A 21,081-nucleotide genomic window follows, 5' to 3' on the forward strand; every position below is an offset into this window, starting at 1 on the left:
TGGGTGGTGAAAAAATGAAGTGGTTGACAGAAATGCGTATCAAAGGAAATCTATCTCAAATAGAAGTAGCGAAGAAATGTGCTATTAGCCGTCAATATTACAATTTTATCGAAAATGGATTGCGTCGCCCATCTCCTGAAGTGGCCAAGCGCATTGCTGATGTTCTTGGCTTTGGGAGTGAGTGGTATAGGCTGCTTGAGGCTGAGGAATCGGCAAATAAAAAGCCCGCAAGTGCGGGCTGAGAGGATGGTTCGTATGGAAAACAAGAAACCTACGAGTAATTTTATACGTCCAGATGAAGTTGCAGAGATTTGCGCGGTCTCCATGTCCAAAGCGTATAAAATCATTGCTGAACTCAATGCGGAGTTGCGCAAACGCGGGAAATTCACGATTCGCGGAAAAACAAATCGTCGTTTTTTCGAGGAACAATATCTTGAAGTTTGATGAGCGAGGAGGGGATTTCCGTGCTCCGATGGGAAACTCATGATGTCAAGTTTGCTGGAGATCGTCGTACATGCCTTGCACGGCTTGATTACGGGCAAAAATGGATTGTCAGCGACGTGAATATGACGACACGGACATTTCGAGATTTTATACGTAGACTTGCAAAATATGCTAGTGCACAGAGTATCGAGGTTAAATATATGTATGATGGAGAACAACAGACTGAGCGGGACACTGTGTTGTTACGCCTCGAGAATTACCGAGAACAGAGAAACGGCTATGACTTCCAGCGTGTATTGAAAGCCTATGGCATCAACATCAACAGTTTTTGGAACACTGCTCATTCGTAATGTTTTCAAAGAAATATCCGTACCGATGGGACGGTACGGATATGTGAAGCAGAATCTGCGCTATGCTGATATAAGACTATCCACAGTCAATCCTCATTGTGCAAACTCTCTGTTGATTATATCAAATATCAAAAGAGGGGACAAGGGGGCATTATACAAGGGCTTAGAGGGAGGAATATGATGTCAGGCGAAATTGAGAAAAATCCAACGGAGTATATCCACGAACTCGAGGAGAAAATTCGGCAACTAGAATCCCGAGAGCCCAAGCTCGAGCGTATTGTCGAGATTACGCCGGCAGACTATGAGAGTTTGAAGCGTGAGAATCGAAAGATGGAGCAGCAGATACGAAAGTACCGACAGATTTTATCCGTCGGTGGGGTATCGGAACTGTCTCTGCTGATTGATCAGTACATTGAGACGAGCAAGAAACAGCTGAAAAAGATTTCAGGTGAGATCAACATCTCCAATTTTGACAAGATCCATATCCAACAAATTATCCAGCTTACGGATTATATAAATGCCGTGCAGCAGGAGTTTAATGCATTCATTTCGATGCATACAGAGGGGAAATGGGTAGTACATCCGATTTATCGAAAACTCGAGTCAGACATTCGTCAAATTAACGAGATGCTGTCATGTAAAACAAACTTCTATAGGATTGAGGAGTCTCGATTGGAAGAATTTCATCAGACACTGCTCCAGATGATTGAGGTCATTGGCAGCTACTTTGAGGCCGCCAATGAAGAGCAATGACGTTTGGTGAAAAGCTTCGGAACTTGCGAGAGGAACGAGGCTTTTCTCAAACGGATCTTGCGGGAATCACCGGTTTTACACGGCGGTCTGTCTATAACTGGGAAAGAGACAAGAAGCACCCCAAAAATATTGCAACACTTGAGGTATTAAGTCGTGCGCTGGGAGTAGATCTCACATATTGGTGGAACTAGGCATTATCCGTCAAGTATGTAGTGATTAGACGGCGAGTTTCTTCATGTTGGTGCTTTAGCTCTTGACGAAGATCATTGAGTGCTTGTTGTATGGGTATGTCCTTATGTTCTATTCCAAAAAACTCATCTGCTGATATGCCGAATAATGACACCACCTTATAGAGTTCTTCAGCTGGCAATTTTGTGACACCTTGCTCGTAGTTTTGATAGGTTCGTGTTGTTATTCCGAGCTTCTCCGCAATTTCTACTTGCGATAACCCCTGCTGCTTTCGGACGAGCCGCAAACGGTCTGATATTTTTATCATCAACATTCTCCTTTTCGGTCACACGAAAGAACTTGTATCTATTTTACCAATTTTTGTGTGTAAAGGATAGGGAAATATGGTCAAATTACATAAAGGAGTGTACAAAAGTGAACGAGTTCATATCTTGCAGTATTAAAGATCGGAAACCATATCAAAAAATCAAATCAAAAATGTCTGTTCTGTTTCATAAATGGATTGATTTTCTTAATCACTACAACATTTTCTTTGTGCTCCTGTTTGGCCTCTTAGTGCTTATCGTGATCTCTTTTATGCTCTGTTTTATTACATCTTCTCAGATTTTGAGTAGAAATGCAGTTATTGCAAATTTGGGGTGGGTTCGTTCCAACGTAGGAAAGACATTTGTCGGATATGTGCCAGTCACATATGAAAGAGACATACATGTGAAAACTGGCGAATCTCCAAAAGAAATTATCACGACAGGATGTAGTGTTGCAGAGGGCGTAAATCATGCAGAGCGCATATACATACGGGGGATTTATCCGGATAAAGATGAGGCACTTGCCTTTTTGGATAAGCACTCAAAAGGCAGTCGTGTAACAGTATTTTTGGAGGAAGGGGAACTTATCTATCGTGTTCGCGAAGACATGCTCGAGGTTGGATCCTTTCGTGTAAGTGATTCTTACGTTCCCTGGTATGACGCAGAGCCTGTAGAAATACTCGATCATGAGGCGTTTCAGCCCGGACAAGTGGAATCAGGTTCATATTAGAACAACAGATGACAAGGTGGTAATACGATGAAGATCGCTGATAATGTTTTTGGAGGAAAAATTGTTTTTATATCTGGTGCGATCACCGGTGTAGAAGGGTATCGAAAGATATTCGCGGCTGCAGAACAATGGCTGCTTGAGCAGGATTGCACGGTACTCAATCCTGCTGTGCTGCCGCCGAGCGGTCTGGAATGGGAGGCGTACCTGCGCATCACAAAGGCGATGGTACGCGAAGCGGATGCCATCTATGTGCTCCAAAACTGGGAGCACAGCCAAGGCGTTCGAGAGGAGATTGCTCTCGCAGAGAGCCTTGGCAAAGAGATTATCTACGAGCCACGAAAGGCGGTGATCGTATGACACCTATTGATCCGATGGCGATTTTCTGACTTCTTTTCATGATCGTAGCAGGCCATAAATCGAGAAAGCGGTGAACGTTGTGGGAAATGCTCGTGTGCTTTATCCGTATTATCGTATTGGCTTTGGGGCAAGAGACACTGCCATAAAGCAATTCCTCGAAAGTCCTTTTTGGCGTGGTCTTTGTTCTGAAGATGAAGATCTGGCAGAAGAGCATTACACTGAGGAGGCGGCAGAAGAGTTTTTTGTCACCTATCAAGTCTTATTTGACCATGATGGAAAGAACATTCTTTCTCCTCAATGGCTTGTAGATGCAATGAAGGAGTAGCTGCTATTTTGCGCATTGAATCAGGACGTATGAAAATGGTAAATGAAATTTAGGAGTGGGTGAGTGTGCTCAAAGAAAACACTCTTTACGGCGTGGTAGATAAGGTTAAAGTTGCAATTAAGAGATTGCAGCTACATGTGCCTCCCGAGGGGTACTATGTAGCCTTTTCTGGAGGGAAAGATAGCTGCGTCGTATATGACCTCTGTAAGAGAGCAGGGGTCAAATATGATGCTCACTATAATGTGACAGGCGTAGATCCTCCTGAGTTGGTGAAATTCATTCGTCTCTGTTATCCGGAGGCGTGGGAAGGTCGCAATATGCCCATCAGGACAATGTGGCAGCTCATTCCCGAAAAGCGGATGCCGCCCACGCGTATGGTGCGCTATTGCTGTCAGGTTCTCAAGGAGGGCGGCGGCAAAGGTAGATTTGTCGTTACGGGTGTGAGGCACGCCGAATCTACGCGACGTGCCAATCGGAAAATAGTGGAGACGTGCAATCAGCACCGCAATAAACAATATCTGCATCCGATCATTGACTGGTCGGATGCGGATGTATGGGAGTATATACGCTCCCGCAATCTGCCGTATTGCAGCCTCTACGATGAGGGGTACAAACGCCTCGGCTGCATTATGTGCCCGTATCAGGGCAAGGCGGGGATGCTACGCGACGCAGAGCGTTGGTCTGCATATGCGAGAGCATACGAGGAAGCATTTCAACGTATGCTTGATAAGAGACGTGCAGATGGTTTTCCTACACAATGGGAGACTGGTGCGGATGTTATGAAGTGGTGGATCGAACAGGATCATCGTTTGAAAGAAAATGATAAGCAGCTTAGTTTGTTCGGCATGCGGATGGATGAAAACTCTGTGTAAGGAGAAGGGGGGGATATTTGCCGGAAATATGTACTGTTGAAGAGCGCGAAAGTGCATGATTATTAGATTTTGGGGGATATCATGAGCAACATACAAGCATCTAATATGCAGGTGACGGAAGAACGTATCAGACAATATCCCAGAAATGTGCTTGAACACGGTGCTGGAATAGTTGGCACATCTGTCATGCAGGATCCAAACTTACATGTGATTGCAAAGACAATTTACTCTTATCTCTGCGCATATGGCGATACGGATTGTCTCCCCAGAGATCAGATTTGCTATGACCTTAACATCAACAAGAATACCTACGCGAAGTATATGAGGCAGCTAGTGGATTGTGGATATATTACCCGAATTCAAACACGGGACGAGAATAACTATTTTTACCGAAACATCTACGAGATCAATTCTGAGGTGTAGAGTTTCTTGTAGAGTGGTCTGGAATGTGATGCGTATCTTCGCATCACAACGACGATGGTACGCGAAGCGGATGTTGTCTATGTGCTCCAAAACTGGGAGCACAGCAAAGGCGTTCACGAGGAGCTTGCTCCCGCGGCGCGTCTTGGCAAGGAGATCATCTACGAACCACGAAAGGCGGTCATCGTATAAGAAAATTCATGGTTGCAGAAAAGACTAAGAGGAGAGCAAACAATGATGGCTACCTATAACGTGTCATTTGAATACAGTCTTATGGGGAGCGTCTATATCGAGGCAGAGAGCGAAGAAGAGGCAAAAGAAGTGTTCCTGAATAAATATGATGGAAGATGCGAGAAATTGCCGGAAGATTCGAGGGCATCTTTTGAGGATATGGAACTGGAAGTTACGGGTATCGAATTAGAGGATGAAGATGATATAGAGATAATTGAAGTCATGAGAGCAGGGCGTTATGACGATCACCATTGATCCTAGAGCGTTGACTGCAACGGTTTTCATCCTTCTAACATTTTATTTTTTTGTTAGAAGAGATGGCTTACGGCTAATGATTATGACCGTTATGATGTTTTTCGTTAGTTATTTTAATCTGGCGAGAGATCTTCCGAGGGAAGCTGTAATTTCTGCGATGGACGTTTTTCTTGTTTTTCTTGCTGGAGCAGCTGTTGTTGTTCTGTATTCTGTGTATTGTTTCACAAGGAAGGGCAAAGAGGAAAAGCGCATGAAGTGAGGGGAGCATATCGATGGAATCCATTGATTTCCGTGTCATCATAGCGATGCTTGGCGTAATGGGATGGGGACTTGTTTTTCACTATAAGGGGCAGTCATGAACAGAAAACTTTTCTCTGTGGGAGCAGTGCTATTCCTGCTGCTTTTCCCGTTCTGCGTTCATGCAGCCGATCTTCCTGTCACGTCTGCGTTCGGATGGCGTTACCATCCGATCTCAGGAGAGTGGTCTTTTCATGCGGGTGTAGATCTCGGATATGCAGCAGGAACGCCTATTCCTGCGCTCTTTGACGGTGTTGTGATCCAAGCCGGCGACTATGCGGACGGTTATGGTAATCAAGTGCTTCTCTATCATCCGTTATTTGATGGATATACACGCTATGCTCATATGTCCGAGGTTGATGTCAGAGTCGATGAGTATGTGGGACAGGGCACGATTATCGGTCTTGTTGGTGCAACGGGACGCGTGACCGGACCGCATCTGCACCTCGAGTACATTATTCGAGGGGTAGACGGGAATTATATGTATGCTGATCCACTTGTTTTGTGGCAATAGGAAAGGTGAAGAACGATGGCAGCGACAAGCCTTCTGATTTCGGAATCCCCGCTTACCGTTCAGCCGAATCTCGCCGTTCTCATTGGTCTGAATGAGGCGATATTTCTTCAACAACTGCAATACTGGATCAGCCGTGAAGCTGGAATCTGCGACGAGTATGGTCGCCGCTGGATTTATAATACGGTCAAGCAGTGGAATGTTCAATTTCCGTTCTGGTCAGAAAGTACCATTAAACGCACCATCAAGTCTCTTGAAGATCAAGAAGTGATGATTTCGACGGTGATCGGAAATTCGTATAACAAGACGAAGGCCTATACCATTAACTATGAGCTGATCGAAGAACTTAGTAAGAAAATCGTACATAGGCAATTTCAGGCGAGCATAGAAAGTGTTGATCGGCGTATCTCTGCACCTCCACCGATGCGCGAGAAGATGGAATATACCGAAGAAGCCTCTGCTCCAGATCTCATGAAGCAAGAATATGAGGTCACTGATATATCGGAAGATGGCACAGAAGGTCAAAAAATCAAAACTGATGAACCACGCATAAGTGTCAAAATGACACTACATGAGGAGCAAGGTGAACCGTATCGTAGTGTCAAAATGACACCACAAGACAGACCCCAAGAAAACCCAATAACGGCGCGGGATTGCGTGCCTCCCTCGCGCGCGCACGTAACAGAGACTACAACAACAGAGAACACGCATAGAATACATGAAACAACAACAGGCGATGTCCGAAGTCTTTGTGCTGCACTCGGTATATCCAGTCCATCATTGGAGCGGTTTATTCGTCGCTATGGCGAGGAAAAAGTATATGAGAAGGCCCGATTTTTGGAGATTGCCATGCAGACGAAGACCGTCCGGAATCCAACGGGCTGGCTTCATTCTGCCCTCAAGGAAAACTATACATTTTCGCCTAGATCACCACAGGGGGAAGCCCCCTCCGAACAAACAATGCCCGCCCTGTCTTATGTTCCCCCTGCGCCCAGTTCTGTGCTTACAGAGCAGAACAGAACTGTGAAACGTAACCTGCGTGAGGTTTTGGCTCATCAAATTGCCGTTGAGGGGGAGGGCTCTGCGTTTGCCCAGGAGTACCTGCGCAGATACGGAAATGCAGAGGGACGATCCAGTCCTTGAGAGAACGGGGGATGTGGCATGGGAAACATATCTATACCGACGCTCGGAGAGGAAATGGAGCTTTCATTTCGTCGAGAGCTTGCAGTCGTGGTCGGATTGAACGAAGCGATATTTCTCCATCGGCTTGATCAGTTGCTTGCTACAGTGTTGTGTATTCATGAGGATGGGCACAAGTGGGTATGCAAGACAGTCGAAGATTGGCAGCGTGAGGAATTTCCATTTTGGTCAGAAAGCACGATTAAAAGGATCATCGGCTCCCTGATACAGAAAGATTTCGTAATTGCCATCAAAGCCGAAGGAAAAAGTTCGTTCGATCACACAAAGGCATACACCATCGACTATGAACGGCTGGATAAATTTTACCGCAGTCTGGCGTATCGGTTCATAGCACCAAAGCCTTATATCATGAACTAATGGAGGGCATATGCTGTATTACAATAAACCTATTATGGGGATGTACTTGGCAGAGACGATGCTCAACGAACATTACAGAGCTCATAAGAAACGAAAAGAGCTTGCGGAATTAAAACATTTTGCCCGTGAGGCATCTGTCAAAGATTCCAGGTTATGGGGGAAAATACTGTTTCGCATCATGAAGCAGGAAACAAATTATGTCTTGGTTGATATGGTCATTCGCGCTCTCCCGCAAGATTGGCAAATGTTTGTTGATCTCAAATACCGGCGTAAAGAACGAGTTATTAAACAGACGGAGATGCTTCATGTCTCCTCGTCACAGCTTGGTATATGGAATTCTGCAATTAAGCTCAATGTTCTCAATGCTTTGCAGTATCACTTGACGGTCAATGATGTTTTTCTCCGAACAAAAGTCATAAATATGCTGGAAGTTCTGGCGACGGTCATTGCGGCAAAAGAAGAGTTGGATCCTGATTTTGAGATCGTCGATGAGTTTTGGTTCCACTCGCTTGTGCAATATTATGACCAGTACAGCAAGTTGCTTGAGAAGATTGATGACTGTATATCACATCAGGACTGTCGTATGAATATTGCTGTTGCGGCAATGGTGGAGAACCCCTATGAATCCAATATTGTCTTAGCAGATAAATGTGGTATTCACTCGGCTAGTTTTGGTCGTTATGTGCGAACCTTCCAAGAGGAAGTGAAACGCTATATCTTCTGAAAATGTTTTTGGCTCTGCCCAAATGGACAGAGCCTTGTTTGTTCAAAAGACAGGAAAAACCAAGATTTCCCCTGATATACAATGACATCGGAGGAGATCACATGAGTAAAAAAAAGAGGTTCTTTTTCTGGACGGCACTATGGTTCTATGTACTGCTTGTGGTCAATCCGTTCCATCTGCAAATTCCCACATTGATCTATATGAATACAACGGCCAGTCTCCCTGTCGGAATTTATTTTGCGATTCCAGGATTTGGTGTGCGTGATGGGGACATTGTTGCCTATGAACAGGATGAGAAAGTCATGGAGGTCATTCGACGAAACGGTTGGATACCGAATGGAGGTCATCCCGCATTTATCAAATATGCGGCAATCGAGGGCGGGCACTACGAGGTTGATCCAGAAAGTCTCTTGTTCAGGGTCAATGGGAAGCTGATCGGCAATGCCATGACCAGTGATGGAAAGGGACATACAATGATTCCTCGCTGTGGTTCTTTTGAAATCACGCATGGATTCTTCTTGCCATATACATCTGCTTCCAGAAGTTATGATGGAAGATATACTGGAATCGTTTCAACACAACGAATATATAGCCGTGTCATACCATTATTGACAAAATAAACGAGGATATACAATGCAGTATCGTCAATTTGAGTGTATTGGTCTCGACGAATATGCTGACATACAAAAAGAAATCTACGGCATCCTATATCGGTCTTCCTTTTATTATGACTATGCATTCATGCAAGCGATTGAAGAGGCTGTTGTCAATGCGGCACAGTATTCTGCAGATCCTCACAATGCTCATATTTTGATTGCGATGCGTGTTATGACACATAATATTGCCGTGACTATTTCCTCGCCAACACCGCCGTTCGACGCAATTGCATTTCAACAGAGGCTTAAAAATCTGACAAAAGACCCCATAGTGAAAGAAATGGACTGGGGTGAATACATTTGGCGGAGCGATACCGGCGCAGGGATCTGGTATATGCTCACAGGCTGTGAATACCTCTGTATGGATGCTCGGGGACAATCGGTCACATTGTTCGCTCGGCGCTCCATGCCGACGGTCGGTATAACAGAAACCCGTATTGGCTTGCTTGTTCCGAGATTCCTGATAAAGCAAAATGGTGTTGTTTTTTCATAAAAGAACAGGAACAATTATGAAACTTACCCTGATTGACGGTAATGCTGTTACAATTCGCGTCATTGGACGGTATGATTTTCGTCATGTATCAATGATTGCAGATGAGCTTGATGATATGCTCCATACAAATCGTATAAGAAAGGTCACAGTTGACCTCTCACATACTACTTCCGTCTCGGCAGCCGGGGTTCGTCAGCTTGTTGGCATTCAAAAATGTGTTGGTCAAAAATTCTTCCGCATCATTTCTCCTAACACATTGGTTTCATATGCCTTTATTGCGGCAGCTTTGGGGAATGTGTTTGGTCTATCCAAAGGAGATGATTGAGTGATGAATGAAAAGTTGCAGGAATTGAAAACAACCTCAGCTTATCTACTGGTTTTTCTTTTCCTCGAATTATCTGCAGTAATTTATATCTCCACTATTCATCTTTCACCGACGCAGATGTCCGACTACGAACAGGCGAAGCAGGATCTTGTGCAGATGAATCGAGAGGAAGCAAGTATTCAGCTTGCAGAAAAAGAAGACCCTCACGTTCGTCAAGGATTGAATGCGTTGCTCGTGGCAAAGCCGGAAGGGTGTGATTTTCTGGAGCTTTCTGTCGGTGATCTGAATGATGAGAATGGGGAAAGTCACCTATATGCGTATATTACGGTCATGACGGAGAATGATAGAGTACTTCAAGCGTTTCGAGAAAATATCAACAACAATCCTGCGCTTGGAGATGCCTCGATTGACAGTGTATATCAGGATTCCAGTGGGCATAGAATTGTGAGGCTTTCAGTGGGGAGGGCGCAGCCGTGATTCTGAAATTACCAGAAAAGAAAAAGAAAACATACGCTCAGCTCTCTTTTTGTTGTTGCTCATCAGTGGTTTGTGCGTAACAGCCGCACTTTTTCTTAGCCTAGGAAAACTCAGTGCCCTACATCGACAAGCGGATGAGATCCGCGAAACGATGACCGAATGGCAGGAAAAGGCGAAGTTCATCAACGGGAAAGCATATCGACCGGTGCTTGCAGAACAAATAGATGCTGTATCATCGGATATTTTTCATGCTGTCGAAGCGCACCATCTGGAACTGATCGCTTATCAATCGCTGCATCACAGCCAAGAGGAAACAGAATTTCAAACATTTTCATTATCGGTCAAAGGTTCATATGCAAACAGTATTGCTTTTTTAGAGGACTTTCGCGCGAAGGATGCGCTCATTACGATCATGTCTACGACGATGTATCCGCTGGAAGAAAACATACAGACGGACTTGCGCTATCGGGTTTACATAAAATAGGGGAGCGGTATATATGTTGCTGACTCGGACAAGAAAAAAAGTTCTGGGCACAGTGTTGACAACCGGACTGTATGCATGGGTGATGGGAACGGCATACGTTACAGATCAGAACATCCAGGATAGTTTTATACGCTCATCAATGGTTACGGATGTCGAAGGATCTCGTGAAGGTGCTATATTTGATGCCCCGGTTATTACAGTAAATCCATTCGTGCAAATCTTTGTACGCAAAGATGAGAAGAGTATATCACCAGAACGCGTGCTGCCAAGTATTCCCAGCATCAACTATCCGAGACCCAATATACCTGTCATCACGGCTCGTCCGGTAGCACTTCCACAAGAGACCCTGCAGCAGTCAGTTGGAAATCCATCAGTCACGCATGAAGGAACACACGATAGGAGATATTCCGATCCGATTGCCTTCATCCAGTCAGGGAACGAAAGTACAGTGCCATCCGATGGAATCACTTACTACGGCGGTGAGGGCAGCCATTTGTCCTCAGATCCTAAAAGTGTAAAAGACGAACCAATGAGAGTTGATAAATGACAGGATTTTCAGCGACTTTTTTTAGATAAAATAAATTTTGGGTTGGAGGTGTTCTGTGTGATCTGGAAACATCTAGCCGGGGTATTTGCGCTGGATGTCCTGCTGATTTACTTCATGAAGCCGGAAAGTCCTTTGTATACGCTATTGCTCTCGATTCTCTTATGGCGTATCTCATGCGAGGACTTATCCGGTATCAAGACAGATATAAGGCTTCTTTTCCTGTTGTTTCTCGTTGGAGCATTTTCCCATGAAAAAGCGATCCTGACATATCTTGTCCTATGTGTTGTGGGATCGACCTTATTCTGCGCTTTTCAGTATTTCCGTTCTCCAGAACAGAATAAATTCGTGAAGTCGTATATTCCATACGATCTTGCCGGGCTTTCCATTATACTCCTGTACTATCTGCTTGTGCTTCCCATGCCGGATGTACTCTATCGGGCAGCGTTCCTTCCACTGGCAGATCAAACGACATGGATCTTTGGCGTGGAAGCCATATCTGTCGGTATTGGGGCATTGCTGCTAGGCAGCCACTTCCAAGGAGACTACATGCGAAAAGGGATTTTCTATGGCGTGTTGTTCGGCCTTTGCAACCCTCTTGTTTCCCTCAGTTCTATGCTGATCGGTCATTGCCTTCGCTATGGGAAAGACCGCTTTGAGCATTAGCATAAAAATCTTATTGATAAAGGATGTTAGGGAGGTATTTTTTTGAAGATTGAACAAATGTTTCATCGCCCCGAGCATTTCACACCACCGACAAATTCGCAAAGCCCGGCAGAAAAAGCCGGCCGGAAGTGGGATGCTCGTGAGGGTGAGATCATTGAGCAGAATTACAATCTGCGTCGCCTCTTACTGGGGCTTGTCGTCGTCATCGTCGCACTGGCTGGAGCCTTGTGCTACAAAGCGGTTACGGAGAATACTCTCGTCTATGTAGTGGAAACAGACATTAAGACGGGAGAGGTTCGCAACGTCGGAACAGCGAACTCCATGGCGAACTATACGCCAAACGATGAGGTATACAGCTATTTTATTCGTCAGTTTGTGCAGGATATTCGCAGTGTTCCGCTAGATGAGGTCGTTTATAACAAGCAGCTGAATACAGCGTACAGCTTCCTGACAAAAGACGGTGCAAACATCCTCACATCGCGTATGGAGGCGGAAAACCGTGTAGAGAAGTTGCATCGGGCGACCGTACAAGTCACAATCAACAGCGTTATCCCCATGGAGGGCGGTAAAAGCTATCAGGTGCGTTGGTCAGAGGTGGAATATCGTGCCGGTGCCAGCAAGCGTGAAGTTACGCCATATACAGGGATCTTCACAGTTGAGATCATCAAGACAGACGACAAGGAGAAACTTGCCGTCAACCCTCTGGGAATCTATATCAAGGATCTTCGTTGGGAGCGGGACACCGAAACGAAGACCTCTAAGGATCCGAATACACAGCAAACGGCTCAGACGGTCACGCAGTAAAAGAAGAGGAGAATAAAGGATGAAAATGAACAAAGGAAATCTCAAATTGCTTGTCTGCTGCTCACTCGTGTGTTCCGGCATCTTCGCTTCTGGCACGGTCGGAGCAGCATCGCTTTCCGAATTTCGAGCGCGGTATGCGCCCGTAGAGCAGCAGACATCCGATCCGGAGATCAGTAACGCTGCAGAAACTGCAATGCAACATAATGAGCAGCTTCAGGTAGAATTGGATACCCTCACGGAGCAGCTCAAGACGCTGAAAGAGCAGAAAAATGTTGGCAGCGAGGATATGATCCGCGCGATTTCTGTACGACTGGAAAATCTTGAAAAAGAACTGCGGGCACAGTCAGACTTACAAATGGAGTTGATGCAGCTGTTGGAGCACAGGTACAAAGCGTCCTACAGTGACTATGACGATACTTCATCACGGCGGCCGCTCGTCAATCCTGTGCCATATGGCAATACTGTTTCCTATACGCAGGACGCATCCAATGCACAGGGAAACAGTACAATGACCTTTTCTTATGCGCCCGATCAGCTCTATAAAATCTACTGTCGGACGGGGTACCTTACAGACATCGAACTGAAAAAAGGGGAACAGATCTCTTTTATCGGCGGCGGTGATACGAGTTCATGGGCAGTCAATAAAACAATGGTGGCCGATGTACCGCATATATACGTCAAACCAGTCGTACAATCCAGCACAACAAATATGATCATCACGACAAACAAGAGGAGCTATCAGCTCATCCTCACTGTGAGTGATTGGTACAATCCAATGGTACGCTGGAGTTACGGCCTCGAGGATCTTCAGACCACGATCCTGCAAAATGCGAAAGATGAGCAGACCATCACAGCCAATATGAGCGTGACCGGCGTTGATAAATTGAACTTTTCCTACAAGGTATCCGTGAAAGGCAATGACAGCTATAAGCCTGAGATGGTCTTCGATGATGGAGAGAAGACTTTTGTACGAATGAATAAGGGGGTAAAGCGTCTCCCTGCATTATTTATTCGAGAACCAGGGAAAAAAGATCTCAGCTTGGTGAACTTCAAGACAAAGGACAACTGTTATGTCATTGATCGGATTATTGACCGCGCAGAGCTGCGATTCGGTGAAACCGATATTGTCAAAATCGAGCGCAAGAAATAATCCGTGAAAGGAGCTGACTTCATTGAAATTAAAAGAGATCATAGGAAATTTCTCCGAAGTCGCCAGGCGAAAGCTGAACGTAAAAAGGGATGAAGAAGGACTTGCTATCCCCGAGGAAGAGCTTGACAAGGGGATGGATATAAAGACACCGGAAGGAAATAAATCTATGCTCAAAGGAGAGCATGATACGATTTTCGGCCTCTCAAAACCCGTTGTCGTGGGGATTGTGGTGTTCTTCTTCCTTGTCTTTGGCTTGGCGTTCTTCTACGCTGCGAGCGATGACAGCAATGCTCAAACGGAGAAGAAGTCTGCACGCGTCGAGGATATTGCGGATTCTTCGCGTGTTCAGGGTGGTACATCCGCAAAACTCTCCGATGATTACGGGGCACTCGAACGAGCGAATGCCTCGAGAACCCATCAGCACGGGCAACAAGATCCCCATAAAAACATGGATATGCCACAAGATCAGCAGCCGCACGGTGCTGCAGTACAGCCGGTAGAAAGCGTTCAGGCTATTCCACAGCAACCGGGCTATGGGGGATATGCGGAAGTCCCACGAACATCAGTCGTTGTACCTCCTCCAGGCAGTGCATATAGTCAGACGTATGCTCTGCCATCGCAAGATCAAGGAGCCTCTCGTGTTGAAGCAGAGCGCACTGCGGCAGAACGTCTTAAAGAACAATTCAAGTCTGCGATTGCATTTGTTTTTGACGGCGGTGGAAAATCTTCCGGTGCGCCATCAGATCCAGCGGGAGATCCTTCAATAACGGGTGATGGAACGACAAATACGCCTGGAAGAATTGTAAGCACAGCACAGAGAATTTCTTCACCGACATACAGTGAGCCGACAGAGCGCACCGTAATGGCTGGAACGCTTATTCCTGCAATGCTCATGACCGGTATCAATACAGATGCTCCCGGCCCCGTCATAGCGCAGGTAATGGCTGATGTTTATGACGTGAATGGTATCAATCTGATTATCCCGGCGGGCAGCCGAGTGCTTGGAACGATTGGAAAAACAGAAGGGAGCGGCAGTAGAAATTCGGTATCGAGCCGTATTGGCCTTTCGTTTGACACTGTAGTGCTGCCAAACGGTGGTTCATGGAGTATCGGTAATTCTATGATGGCCGTTGACGGTGTTGGTTATTCCGGCGTAAATGGGAAGTTGAATCGTCATACGGGGAGCAACTTCATGAAGGGACTATTCAACAGTGCTTTGACGGCACTTTCCACGGCAGCAGTAGATCGTGTTACATTGGATGCGTCCGCTTTTACAGCACTCACGGAAGCACAAGCACCGACAGCTACGGTCGCTCCTGGCTACACTTTTAGTATCTATGTGACGCAGAACATTGCGTTTTGAGGACGGCTATGATGGATGAAAAAATGGGAAAGGTCACGAAAGCGCGTGAAGCAGTCGCAACTGATCTAAAAGCGGCAGATCCTGCAATGTGGCACAGAATCATTATGTGTATCCTGATCGGGTTTGCAGGAATCGCGCTGATCGGCGGCGTTGTCATGGATTTTGTATTGGAACGCCAAACACAGGAGCTTCGTCATATGCCGGTTATCGGGATCGCCGAAAACGCCGTTTTGCCACAAGACCAATATTTCATCTATCAGGTATATTTCGATGACACGAATCACACACATTATTTGGTCAGCTCGACATCCGGCGGTGTTGTAGTTTCCGTCGCAGCACCGGAGGGAACAGAGGAGCCTGAAGACGTGATGAGTATGATTCACTACGATCCGGCTGCGTATCTGCTTGAAGTTGACCAGAGCGGTCGATGGTCATTTCTATCGACTTCGGTACGAGAGAATATCTTGAAGAAAATACAAGCACCTGTGGCTCCTTGACAGGAATCAGCCCCTTATCCATTGAGACAAGGGGCTATTTTTATGAGATTGGATGTATTTTACTTCCAAAAGCTGTCTGGAACCACAAACTCAATGGTTTCTTCTGTAGGAGTTCTCCTCGATGCGGTTTGATGGTATGCGCAGCGAGACATTGCGCTCAAGAACTTGTTGCGACCGATCTCCTCGATAGCACGTTTGGATGAGATTCTACGGCCGTTCTTGGTGAGCCGTACCACCTGTGTCGCTTCCTCGATTTGCGGCAAGTGCTGTTCTCCGTTGCCGATCCGGATGAGATAGGCTTTGTCTGCTTCTGTGAATTTCATTTCATTACCTCCATTTGATACCTGACCGTGAGGAATCTTACTGCTCTTGTGAGCCGTACTCCCCTGCATTGTCTTTTTTTGACAGCCATCGAATACCGCCGGAGACGAGAAAAGCAAGTGCGCAAAGCGGCCGGAGGCTTTACACTTGCTTTTGGAGTCGCAGGTGGTAGGCTGATGATGGCAAAAAAAGAAATTACGTCAGGTAGATAAAAGACAAGAAAAACCCCAGTTTTTTATGGATATAATGACATAGAAAGGGAAGGTGATTATCCATGATGATTGATGAAGAGATCAATCGTGAGGCGCAAAAGAAAGCGTTTATTTATACTGCGTTCATTTTTGTCATTTTGACATTGATAACGCAATGGTATATTACGCAGGCAGTAGCGGAGGAGTGTAACTATCATCCCTTGCTGGGAAGTTATCTTTCCCTTGGAGACAGTAAAATATATCCTCCATACGATTATTTCCTGTGGTCATACGATGAACATCTCAGCAAGGCGATTCCAGATATTCTGGATGCATATTCTTCGGTTACACAACTGGTTTTGCTGCTCTCCATGGTTTGTATGGTGTTTTTGAAAAAGGCGTTTTTGAAACAAACATCACATGGGAGCGCGTCTTTCGCGTCGAAGAAAGACATTGAAAAATCGGATCTTGGATCTTATGCCTCGAAAAATGGTGGTGTATACGAGTATAAGAAAACGAAGAAGAAACTCCTTGGTCTGATTCCCTACACGAAAAAAGAGAAGATCATCAAAGATTCCGGCGTTGTTGTCGGCATCAATCCTTATACGCATAAACTTATGCTGCATGATGGTGTTGAACATATGCTTCTAATGGCACCAACGCGCAGTGGTAAGGGTGTATGTACAATTATCCCGACAGGTCTGATCTGGAAGCACAGTATCTTCTTTTTCGACCCCAAAGGAGAACTGTGGAGTTTGACAAGCGGCTACCGTAAAAATGTACTCAAGCAAAAGGTGCTCAAGTTTCAGCCGCTTTGTACGGATGGATCTGCAGCGCGATGGAATCCTCTTGCTGAAGTTAATTATCGAACAACAGAGGAACTTTCAGACGTTCAGTCCATTGTCTCCGTTATGGTGCGGCCGGATGGGGAATCGAAAGGCGATGACTTTTGGCCAAATTCGGCAGCAGCTTTGCTGAACGGCGTTATCCTGCACCTGCTTTACAAACATGATCGAGAGGAGCGACCGCTTCCTTGCCCGACGGACATCATGTCATTTCTTTCCAGCCCGGATAAATCAACGGAGGAATTGTTTACAGATATGCGGGATTATCCGCATATCAGCCCAGATGAATTCATGGAAGTAGAAGAAATCGGAGAAGACGGGAAGCCCGTTCTTGATGAAAATGGCGTTGTAAAGCGCAAGAGAAATCCGCTCAAAGAGATTTATGGGGAATACATCAAAGATTTTCGACCGTTTGTTCAGGCACTTGGAATAAAAGTGAAATCCATTGATGAGATTCGTGTTGCCTTGCGACAAAAGATCAAGCAGGGGGAGAAAATCCAGTGGGAAACCATGGATTCCTCGGGACTGCCGACGAATGCGCCATATCATCTGCTGTTATCACATCCGAAGGTGGCTGAGTGTGCAGCCAACATTCTGAACGGTGCGCAGCAGACAACTGCGTCGATTATGCAGACGGCACAAACATCCTTAGCCATTTATCAGGATCCGGTGGTGCAAAATAACACCAGCGTGTCTGATTTCGCCATTCGCGATCTTCTCGATCCACAGCAGGAAGTGTCGCTTTATCTTTGCATGGAGGTCAAAGACATTGCGGCCGTCAAGCCGATCGCACGTCTTTTTATCCAGATGATCTGCTCGAAACTCATTCGAGACATGAAATTTGAGACAGATCCCAACAAACCTGCACCGAAGAAGCAACGCCTCTTGCTTATGTTGGATGAGTTTCCACAGCTGGGCAACATGAAATGTATAGAGCTTGCACTTGCCATCTGTGCGGGCTATGGCATCAAGGTCTGCATTGTCTGTCAGGATGTCAATCAGCTCAACAAAGAATATACAAAGGACAACTCCATTGGCTCAAACTGCCATGTGCATATCTACTTCACACCGAACATTGATTCCGGTGGCGCAACAGCCGAGGTAATTTCAAAAACGCTGGGGAAGCGTACCATATCGACCATCTCTCACAGTGATGGAGGCGGCGGATTTTTCAAGGGGTCAAATTCTACATCACAAACGGGACGAGAACTCATGACACCGGATGAGGTCAGCCAGATGAGCTCAGAAAAAGAACTTATCTTCGTGGCCGGCCATAAGCCGATTTTTGGTGATAAGCTGCGTTATTATGAATATCAGTTTCTCATAAAAAGAACACAGATCAAATCCCCTGCGATGAGTGATACTGTTACTCGTGTCACGAATTTCAAGGAACTGTTCCATGTGCATGAAGCAGATCGGTCAGCAAAAGAGGATGATCGGAAGCGCGTTATCGAAGATCAGGCGAAAAGAGCCGGCTTGTCGTACAGGGATTACGTCCAAAAACTCGAGGCTGAAAAAATGGAATACGAGCGCGAAGTTATTCGACGCATTACAGGGGAAGATCCTGTTGAGGAGGAACTGAATGAGCAAGAAGCTGCTGACACAAGGACTGAGACAGCAGGGGAAGAAAAACCTGTCAGCCAGTCCGAAAATATCAACGGTGAAACAGCCGCCGATCATCGGACATGGGCAGAAAGTCCGAAAAAGGTAGATATGGAGCGCGGCATGTATAGGGGAACGGTCGAAGATGCACGGCAGTCGGCGATTCAACAAGAGATGGAGCTTAAAGAGAAAAGACGAATGAACATTTTACAAGCGACTGAAGACACTGTTGAATCATCGCCGACAGACATCGTATCGCAGCTCATTGACACAGATGTTTCTCTGCTTGCCATTATGGACACCGAAAAAGAAGATGAACAACCGAAAGAAATAACGGCTGAGACATTGCTCTCCAATTTTATTTTTGGAGAGGATGATCTTGATGAGGCCGCGCCGGATGATCTGGATATGGATGATGATTTGTTTGGTGAGGATACAGCGGCAGGAGGGGATTCTCCCAATAGTGATAGTCCCATATCAGGTTTGGATGCCTTTTTAGGCACATTGAACAAGGAGCGTAGGGAATGAATCGCAACAGCGAACGATACAACATAACAATGGATGCACTCATCACCTCGATGAAAGCAATCATGCCGTTTATGCAGGATAAGAATGTCTTTGAAGTATATGTGAACCCGGATGGAAAAATCTGGACAGATAGTCTTGGAAAAGGGCGTTCGTATACCGGAAAAAATATGTCCCCGGAAGACACGAGAGGAATCATAATCGCTGTTGCTGCACTTACGGAGCAGCTGGTAGTATCGGATCGTCCTGCACTTGACGCAGAAATTCCAGCGAATTCGTTTTTTCCGAAATGTCGATTTGAGGGGAATTTGCCCAATATTGTTTCTGCGCCCACCATCAACATTCGTAAGCATCCAGAAAACATATTTACGCTGGAGAACTATGTGGAGCAGGGAACTCTGACGCAGCAGCAATATGACTTTCTGGTGGATGCAATTCATCACAAAAAGAATATTATTGCTGCCGGCGGCACAAAATCTGGGAAGACGACATTTCTCAATGCGATTCTAGCGGAGATCTCGAAGTTGGATGATCGTGTCATCCTGATTGAAGATACGCCTGAACTTCAATGCAGCGCGATTGATTGTGTTCAGATGCGTGCTACGCCATCGTTTTCGATGGAGGATTGCCTTAAACAGGTGCTGCGCATGACACCGGATCGCATTGTTGTCGGTGAAGTTCGCTCTGGCGAGGCACTTGCGCTTCTTGACGCATGGTCAACGGGACATGGAGGAGGGTGCTCCACAGTTCACAGCAATTCTGCTGTTGATACGCTCCTTCGTCTTGAAAATATGACCGCGCGTGTTTCGCGGAATCCGCAACAGGCTACGATTGCACAGGCCGTACACTATATTGTCTATCTAAAATACATTGGGAAAATGAGAAAAGTGCAAGAAATCCTTGAAATCGAACGCTGGGATCCAGCCTCTAAAAAATACGTTTATCATGCGATAAATTGATGAAAAAAGTTGTCGAATGAAAAAACATAGGAAATTCGAGCACTTTTTTTGGAGTAATATAAAGTATGTTTGTAGGGAGTATATCAAGGAGGTATGATTTATCATGGATTTTAAGAAGAAGATTAAGACCGCTGGAAAGTTCGTAAAGGAGAATAAGCTGCTGATGCTTCAGCTTGGTCTCATGGGGGCTGTCCTGGTCAGCAACGAGGTTTCTTTTGCTACTGCTGTACAAGATGATGCCTTTGCAGTTGTAACAAACCCGTTGGAGAAGCTCCAGAAAACAATCACAGGTCCTATTGCTACGGCAATCGGTACGGCCGGTGCCGGCCTTCTCGGCCTTTCTGTCACAATGAACTTCGAGAATCAGATCGCAAAACGCGCCATTCAGGGCGTTGGCGGTGTCGGGCTTGCGCTTGGAGGCGCAACCGTCGTCTCGAAAGTCGGAACGGCGTTTCTTTTTTGAAATAAGTTGATTACTTATGGCAGATAGAGAAACAGAAGTCAGCTCATGGTACGATGCTGCTTTTTTCAGAGGATTGATGGAGCCAGCATTGCTTGCCGGAGTCCCAAAGCCCGTATTGATTTGGAATGCAATGTTTGCCGTCTTTCTGATCCTAAACTTCGGGTTCTTTTACATCCTGATCTTCACGTTTCTTTTGCATTTTTTGGCAATCTATGTCTGCAAAAGCGACGTTCAGTTCTTCGACTGTATCAAGTCCTATATGAACAAGAAGAGATATTACAATACCTGACCGGTACACATGACGGAAGCGGGAAATCCCGTTTCCGTTGTTTTTGTTTATAGAGTCCTGAAAAAAGACAGGAATCCCACGCTGTTTTTTGCTCTATACTCAGATTA

The 21,081-nt window shown here is 45.8% G+C and carries 33 protein-coding genes; 31 read left to right on the forward strand and 2 right to left on the reverse strand.

What is annotated here, in order from left to right; translation table 11 throughout:
- The first annotated feature begins 14 nt into the window (after nucleotides 1–14).
- The 5 genes from HMPREF9334_RS01875 to HMPREF9334_RS12855 all read left to right on the forward strand — a co-directional run bounded on the left by HMPREF9334_RS01875 (nucleotide 15) and on the right by HMPREF9334_RS12855 (nucleotide 1,738).
- Entirely contained in the window at nucleotides 15–242 is a 228-nt protein-coding gene (locus HMPREF9334_RS01875; RefSeq protein ID WP_006691814.1) for a helix-turn-helix domain-containing protein, read from the forward strand.
- Between the two features lie 13 nt (nucleotides 243–255).
- Entirely contained in the window at nucleotides 256–444 is a 189-nt protein-coding gene (locus HMPREF9334_RS01880) for a hypothetical protein (protein ID WP_006691815.1), read from the forward strand.
- Between the two features lie 20 nt (nucleotides 445–464).
- Nucleotides 465–794: a hypothetical protein gene (locus HMPREF9334_RS01885; RefSeq protein ID WP_039957116.1), complete on the forward strand. Its 330-nt coding sequence runs from the start codon at nucleotides 465–467 to the stop codon at nucleotides 792–794.
- A 180-nt stretch (nucleotides 795–974) separates the two neighbouring features.
- Complete coding sequence (locus HMPREF9334_RS01890) at nucleotides 975–1,547, forward strand: hypothetical protein (protein ID WP_006691816.1); 573 nt, start codon at nucleotides 975–977, stop codon at nucleotides 1,545–1,547.
- Complete coding sequence (locus HMPREF9334_RS12855) at nucleotides 1,544–1,738, forward strand: helix-turn-helix domain-containing protein (protein WP_071985962.1); 195 nt, start codon at nucleotides 1,544–1,546, stop codon at nucleotides 1,736–1,738. The genes HMPREF9334_RS01890 and HMPREF9334_RS12855 overlap by 4 nt, the downstream gene beginning before the upstream one ends.
- Here HMPREF9334_RS12855 and HMPREF9334_RS01895 read toward each other — a convergent pair.
- Complete coding sequence (locus HMPREF9334_RS01895) at nucleotides 1,735–2,043, reverse strand: helix-turn-helix domain-containing protein (RefSeq protein ID WP_039957117.1); 309 nt, start codon at nucleotides 2,041–2,043, stop codon at nucleotides 1,735–1,737. The two genes, HMPREF9334_RS12855 and HMPREF9334_RS01895, sit on opposite strands and share 4 nt — an antisense overlap.
- A 107-nt stretch (nucleotides 2,044–2,150) precedes the next feature.
- Between HMPREF9334_RS01895 and HMPREF9334_RS01900 the strand changes: the two genes are divergently transcribed.
- The 22 genes from HMPREF9334_RS01900 (at nucleotide 2,151) to HMPREF9334_RS02000 (ending at nucleotide 15,779) form a co-directional block, all read left to right on the forward strand.
- The gene (locus tag HMPREF9334_RS01900; RefSeq protein WP_039957119.1) at nucleotides 2,151–2,771 is read left to right on the forward strand and encodes a hypothetical protein; all 621 of its coding nucleotides are present in this window, start codon (nucleotides 2,151–2,153) and stop codon (nucleotides 2,769–2,771) included.
- 27 nt (nucleotides 2,772–2,798) lie between these two features.
- Nucleotides 2,799–3,128 carry a DUF4406 domain-containing protein gene (locus HMPREF9334_RS01905; RefSeq protein WP_006691818.1) on the forward strand — a complete coding sequence of 110 codons (330 nt, stop codon included), beginning with the start codon at nucleotides 2,799–2,801 and terminating at the stop codon, nucleotides 3,126–3,128.
- 79 nt (nucleotides 3,129–3,207) lie between these two features.
- On the forward strand, nucleotides 3,208–3,453 hold the full coding sequence (locus tag HMPREF9334_RS01910) for a hypothetical protein (protein WP_245535202.1): 246 nt from the start codon (nucleotides 3,208–3,210) through the stop codon (nucleotides 3,451–3,453).
- Nucleotides 3,454–3,590: 137 nt separating this feature from the next.
- Nucleotides 3,591–4,325 carry a phosphoadenosine phosphosulfate reductase family protein gene (locus HMPREF9334_RS01915; protein ID WP_245535211.1) on the forward strand — a complete coding sequence of 245 codons (735 nt, stop codon included), beginning with the start codon at nucleotides 3,591–3,593 and terminating at the stop codon, nucleotides 4,323–4,325.
- 441 nt (nucleotides 4,326–4,766) lie between these two features.
- A complete protein-coding gene (locus tag HMPREF9334_RS11500) occupies nucleotides 4,767–4,937 on the forward strand; it encodes a DUF4406 domain-containing protein (RefSeq protein WP_083822794.1) in 171 nt (56 codons plus the stop codon).
- Between the two features lie 42 nt (nucleotides 4,938–4,979).
- A complete protein-coding gene (locus HMPREF9334_RS01925; protein WP_006691821.1) occupies nucleotides 4,980–5,231 on the forward strand; it encodes a hypothetical protein in 252 nt (83 codons plus the stop codon).
- A complete protein-coding gene (locus tag HMPREF9334_RS01930) occupies nucleotides 5,215–5,490 on the forward strand; it encodes a hypothetical protein (RefSeq protein WP_039957121.1) in 276 nt (91 codons plus the stop codon). Before HMPREF9334_RS01925 ends, HMPREF9334_RS01930 begins: the two co-directional genes overlap by 17 nt.
- A gap of 96 nt (nucleotides 5,491–5,586) precedes the next feature.
- Nucleotides 5,587–6,042, forward strand: coding sequence for a M23 family metallopeptidase (locus HMPREF9334_RS01935; RefSeq protein WP_006691822.1), 456 nt, complete (start codon nucleotides 5,587–5,589; stop codon nucleotides 6,040–6,042).
- 15 nt (nucleotides 6,043–6,057) lie between these two features.
- Nucleotides 6,058–7,182: a hypothetical protein gene (locus HMPREF9334_RS01940; protein WP_006691823.1), complete on the forward strand. Its 1,125-nt coding sequence runs from the start codon at nucleotides 6,058–6,060 to the stop codon at nucleotides 7,180–7,182.
- Between the two features lie 18 nt (nucleotides 7,183–7,200).
- Nucleotides 7,201–7,596: a hypothetical protein gene (locus tag HMPREF9334_RS01945; protein WP_006691824.1), complete on the forward strand. Its 396-nt coding sequence runs from the start codon at nucleotides 7,201–7,203 to the stop codon at nucleotides 7,594–7,596.
- A 34-nt stretch (nucleotides 7,597–7,630) separates the two neighbouring features.
- Entirely contained in the window at nucleotides 7,631–8,320 is a 690-nt protein-coding gene (locus HMPREF9334_RS01950) for a hypothetical protein (RefSeq protein WP_169311776.1), read from the forward strand.
- Nucleotides 8,321–8,421: 101 nt separating this feature from the next.
- A complete protein-coding gene (locus HMPREF9334_RS01955) occupies nucleotides 8,422–8,940 on the forward strand; it encodes a S26 family signal peptidase (protein WP_006691826.1) in 519 nt (172 codons plus the stop codon).
- A 13-nt stretch (nucleotides 8,941–8,953) separates the two neighbouring features.
- The gene (locus HMPREF9334_RS01960; protein ID WP_039957124.1) at nucleotides 8,954–9,469 is read left to right on the forward strand and encodes a hypothetical protein; all 516 of its coding nucleotides are present in this window, start codon (nucleotides 8,954–8,956) and stop codon (nucleotides 9,467–9,469) included.
- A 16-nt stretch (nucleotides 9,470–9,485) separates the two neighbouring features.
- Nucleotides 9,486–9,794, forward strand: coding sequence for an STAS domain-containing protein (locus HMPREF9334_RS01965; RefSeq protein ID WP_006691827.1), 309 nt, complete (start codon nucleotides 9,486–9,488; stop codon nucleotides 9,792–9,794).
- Complete coding sequence (locus tag HMPREF9334_RS01970) at nucleotides 9,795–10,271, forward strand: hypothetical protein (protein WP_039957126.1); 477 nt, start codon at nucleotides 9,795–9,797, stop codon at nucleotides 10,269–10,271. It abuts the gene before it with no gap.
- Between the two features lie 151 nt (nucleotides 10,272–10,422).
- Complete coding sequence (locus HMPREF9334_RS01975) at nucleotides 10,423–10,755, forward strand: hypothetical protein (RefSeq protein WP_006691829.1); 333 nt, start codon at nucleotides 10,423–10,425, stop codon at nucleotides 10,753–10,755.
- Nucleotides 10,756–10,768: 13 nt separating this feature from the next.
- Complete coding sequence (locus HMPREF9334_RS12095) at nucleotides 10,769–11,302, forward strand: hypothetical protein (protein WP_156792897.1); 534 nt, start codon at nucleotides 10,769–10,771, stop codon at nucleotides 11,300–11,302.
- 57 nt (nucleotides 11,303–11,359) lie between these two features.
- Complete coding sequence (locus HMPREF9334_RS01980) at nucleotides 11,360–11,965, forward strand: hypothetical protein (protein WP_039957128.1); 606 nt, start codon at nucleotides 11,360–11,362, stop codon at nucleotides 11,963–11,965.
- A 42-nt stretch (nucleotides 11,966–12,007) separates the two neighbouring features.
- Nucleotides 12,008–12,769: a conjugal transfer protein TrbF gene (gene trbF, locus HMPREF9334_RS01985; RefSeq protein ID WP_039957130.1), complete on the forward strand. Its 762-nt coding sequence runs from the start codon at nucleotides 12,008–12,010 to the stop codon at nucleotides 12,767–12,769.
- A gap of 19 nt (nucleotides 12,770–12,788) precedes the next feature.
- Nucleotides 12,789–13,919: a TrbG/VirB9 family P-type conjugative transfer protein gene (locus tag HMPREF9334_RS11335; protein WP_050803390.1), complete on the forward strand. Its 1,131-nt coding sequence runs from the start codon at nucleotides 12,789–12,791 to the stop codon at nucleotides 13,917–13,919.
- A gap of 22 nt (nucleotides 13,920–13,941) precedes the next feature.
- Nucleotides 13,942–15,282 (forward strand): TraB/TrbI/VirB10 family type IV secretion system protein, encoded by a 1,341-nt coding sequence (locus HMPREF9334_RS01995; protein WP_039957132.1) that lies wholly within the window; start codon nucleotides 13,942–13,944, stop codon nucleotides 15,280–15,282.
- Nucleotides 15,283–15,290: 8 nt separating this feature from the next.
- Nucleotides 15,291–15,779, forward strand: a complete 489-nt coding sequence (locus HMPREF9334_RS02000) for a hypothetical protein (protein WP_006691833.1) — start codon at nucleotides 15,291–15,293, stop codon at nucleotides 15,777–15,779.
- A 59-nt stretch (nucleotides 15,780–15,838) separates the two neighbouring features.
- Here HMPREF9334_RS02000 and HMPREF9334_RS02005 read toward each other — a convergent pair whose 3' ends face one another.
- Nucleotides 15,839–16,102, reverse strand: coding sequence for a hypothetical protein (locus HMPREF9334_RS02005; protein WP_039957134.1), 264 nt, complete (start codon nucleotides 16,100–16,102; stop codon nucleotides 15,839–15,841).
- A gap of 272 nt (nucleotides 16,103–16,374) precedes the next feature.
- Between HMPREF9334_RS02005 and HMPREF9334_RS02010 the strand changes: the two genes are divergently transcribed.
- The 4 genes from HMPREF9334_RS02010 (at nucleotide 16,375) to HMPREF9334_RS02025 (ending at nucleotide 20,974) form a co-directional block, all read left to right on the forward strand.
- The gene (locus HMPREF9334_RS02010) at nucleotides 16,375–19,266 is read left to right on the forward strand and encodes a type IV secretory system conjugative DNA transfer family protein (protein ID WP_006691834.1); all 2,892 of its coding nucleotides are present in this window, start codon (nucleotides 16,375–16,377) and stop codon (nucleotides 19,264–19,266) included.
- On the forward strand, nucleotides 19,263–20,222 hold the full coding sequence (gene trbB / locus HMPREF9334_RS02015; RefSeq protein ID WP_006691835.1) for a P-type conjugative transfer ATPase TrbB: 960 nt from the start codon (nucleotides 19,263–19,265) through the stop codon (nucleotides 20,220–20,222). The genes HMPREF9334_RS02010 and trbB overlap by 4 nt, the downstream gene beginning before the upstream one ends.
- 103 nt (nucleotides 20,223–20,325) lie before the next feature.
- On the forward strand, nucleotides 20,326–20,685 hold the full coding sequence (locus HMPREF9334_RS02020) for a TrbC/VirB2 family protein (RefSeq protein ID WP_006691836.1): 360 nt from the start codon (nucleotides 20,326–20,328) through the stop codon (nucleotides 20,683–20,685).
- Between the two features lie 16 nt (nucleotides 20,686–20,701).
- The gene (locus tag HMPREF9334_RS02025; RefSeq protein ID WP_006691837.1) at nucleotides 20,702–20,974 is read left to right on the forward strand and encodes a VirB3 family type IV secretion system protein; all 273 of its coding nucleotides are present in this window, start codon (nucleotides 20,702–20,704) and stop codon (nucleotides 20,972–20,974) included.
- The last annotated feature ends 107 nt before the right edge of the window (nucleotides 20,975–21,081 follow it).

It is taken from the genome of Centipeda infelix ATCC 43532 (genome assembly GCF_000234095.1).
Lineage (GTDB): Bacteria > Bacillota > Negativicutes > Selenomonadales > Selenomonadaceae > Centipeda > Centipeda infelix.

Bases quoted from the DNA above. Each gene is read 5' to 3' on its own strand.
- HMPREF9334_RS01890 (WP_006691816.1), top strand. From the start codon at position 975: ATGTCAGGCGAAATTGAGAAAAATCCAACGGAGTATATCCACGAACTC.
- HMPREF9334_RS12855 (WP_071985962.1), top strand. From the start codon at position 1,544: ATGACGTTTGGTGAAAAGCTTCGGAACTTGCGAGAGGAACGAGGCTTT.
- HMPREF9334_RS01945 (WP_006691824.1), top strand. From the start codon at position 7,201: ATGGGAAACATATCTATACCGACGCTCGGAGAGGAAATGGAGCTTTCA.
- HMPREF9334_RS01975 (WP_006691829.1), top strand. From the start codon at position 10,423: ATGACCGAATGGCAGGAAAAGGCGAAGTTCATCAACGGGAAAGCATAT.
- HMPREF9334_RS01905 (WP_006691818.1), top strand. From the start codon at position 2,799: ATGAAGATCGCTGATAATGTTTTTGGAGGAAAAATTGTTTTTATATCT.
- HMPREF9334_RS01880 (WP_006691815.1), top strand. From the start codon at position 256: ATGGAAAACAAGAAACCTACGAGTAATTTTATACGTCCAGATGAAGTT.
- HMPREF9334_RS01935 (WP_006691822.1), top strand. From the start codon at position 5,587: ATGAACAGAAAACTTTTCTCTGTGGGAGCAGTGCTATTCCTGCTGCTT.
- HMPREF9334_RS01960 (WP_039957124.1), top strand. From the start codon at position 8,954: ATGCAGTATCGTCAATTTGAGTGTATTGGTCTCGACGAATATGCTGAC.
- HMPREF9334_RS01875 (WP_006691814.1), top strand. From the start codon at position 15: ATGAAGTGGTTGACAGAAATGCGTATCAAAGGAAATCTATCTCAAATA.
- HMPREF9334_RS11335 (WP_050803390.1), top strand. From the start codon at position 12,789: ATGAAAATGAACAAAGGAAATCTCAAATTGCTTGTCTGCTGCTCACTC.
- HMPREF9334_RS01940 (WP_006691823.1), top strand. From the start codon at position 6,058: ATGGCAGCGACAAGCCTTCTGATTTCGGAATCCCCGCTTACCGTTCAG.
- HMPREF9334_RS01955 (WP_006691826.1), top strand. From the start codon at position 8,422: ATGAGTAAAAAAAAGAGGTTCTTTTTCTGGACGGCACTATGGTTCTAT.
- HMPREF9334_RS02010 (WP_006691834.1), top strand. From the start codon at position 16,375: ATGATGATTGATGAAGAGATCAATCGTGAGGCGCAAAAGAAAGCGTTT.
- HMPREF9334_RS01950 (WP_169311776.1), top strand. From the start codon at position 7,631: ATGGGGATGTACTTGGCAGAGACGATGCTCAACGAACATTACAGAGCT.
- trbB (WP_006691835.1), top strand. From the start codon at position 19,263: ATGAATCGCAACAGCGAACGATACAACATAACAATGGATGCACTCATC.
- HMPREF9334_RS01895 (WP_039957117.1), bottom strand. From the start codon at position 2,043: ATGATAAAAATATCAGACCGTTTGCGGCTCGTCCGAAAGCAGCAGGGG.
- HMPREF9334_RS02020 (WP_006691836.1), top strand. From the start codon at position 20,326: ATGGATTTTAAGAAGAAGATTAAGACCGCTGGAAAGTTCGTAAAGGAG.
- HMPREF9334_RS12095 (WP_156792897.1), top strand. From the start codon at position 10,769: ATGTTGCTGACTCGGACAAGAAAAAAAGTTCTGGGCACAGTGTTGACA.
- HMPREF9334_RS01965 (WP_006691827.1), top strand. From the start codon at position 9,486: ATGAAACTTACCCTGATTGACGGTAATGCTGTTACAATTCGCGTCATT.
- HMPREF9334_RS02000 (WP_006691833.1), top strand. From the start codon at position 15,291: ATGATGGATGAAAAAATGGGAAAGGTCACGAAAGCGCGTGAAGCAGTC.
- HMPREF9334_RS01930 (WP_039957121.1), top strand. From the start codon at position 5,215: ATGACGATCACCATTGATCCTAGAGCGTTGACTGCAACGGTTTTCATC.
- HMPREF9334_RS02025 (WP_006691837.1), top strand. From the start codon at position 20,702: ATGGCAGATAGAGAAACAGAAGTCAGCTCATGGTACGATGCTGCTTTT.
- HMPREF9334_RS02005 (WP_039957134.1), bottom strand. From the start codon at position 16,102: ATGAAATTCACAGAAGCAGACAAAGCCTATCTCATCCGGATCGGCAAC.
- HMPREF9334_RS01925 (WP_006691821.1), top strand. From the start codon at position 4,980: ATGATGGCTACCTATAACGTGTCATTTGAATACAGTCTTATGGGGAGC.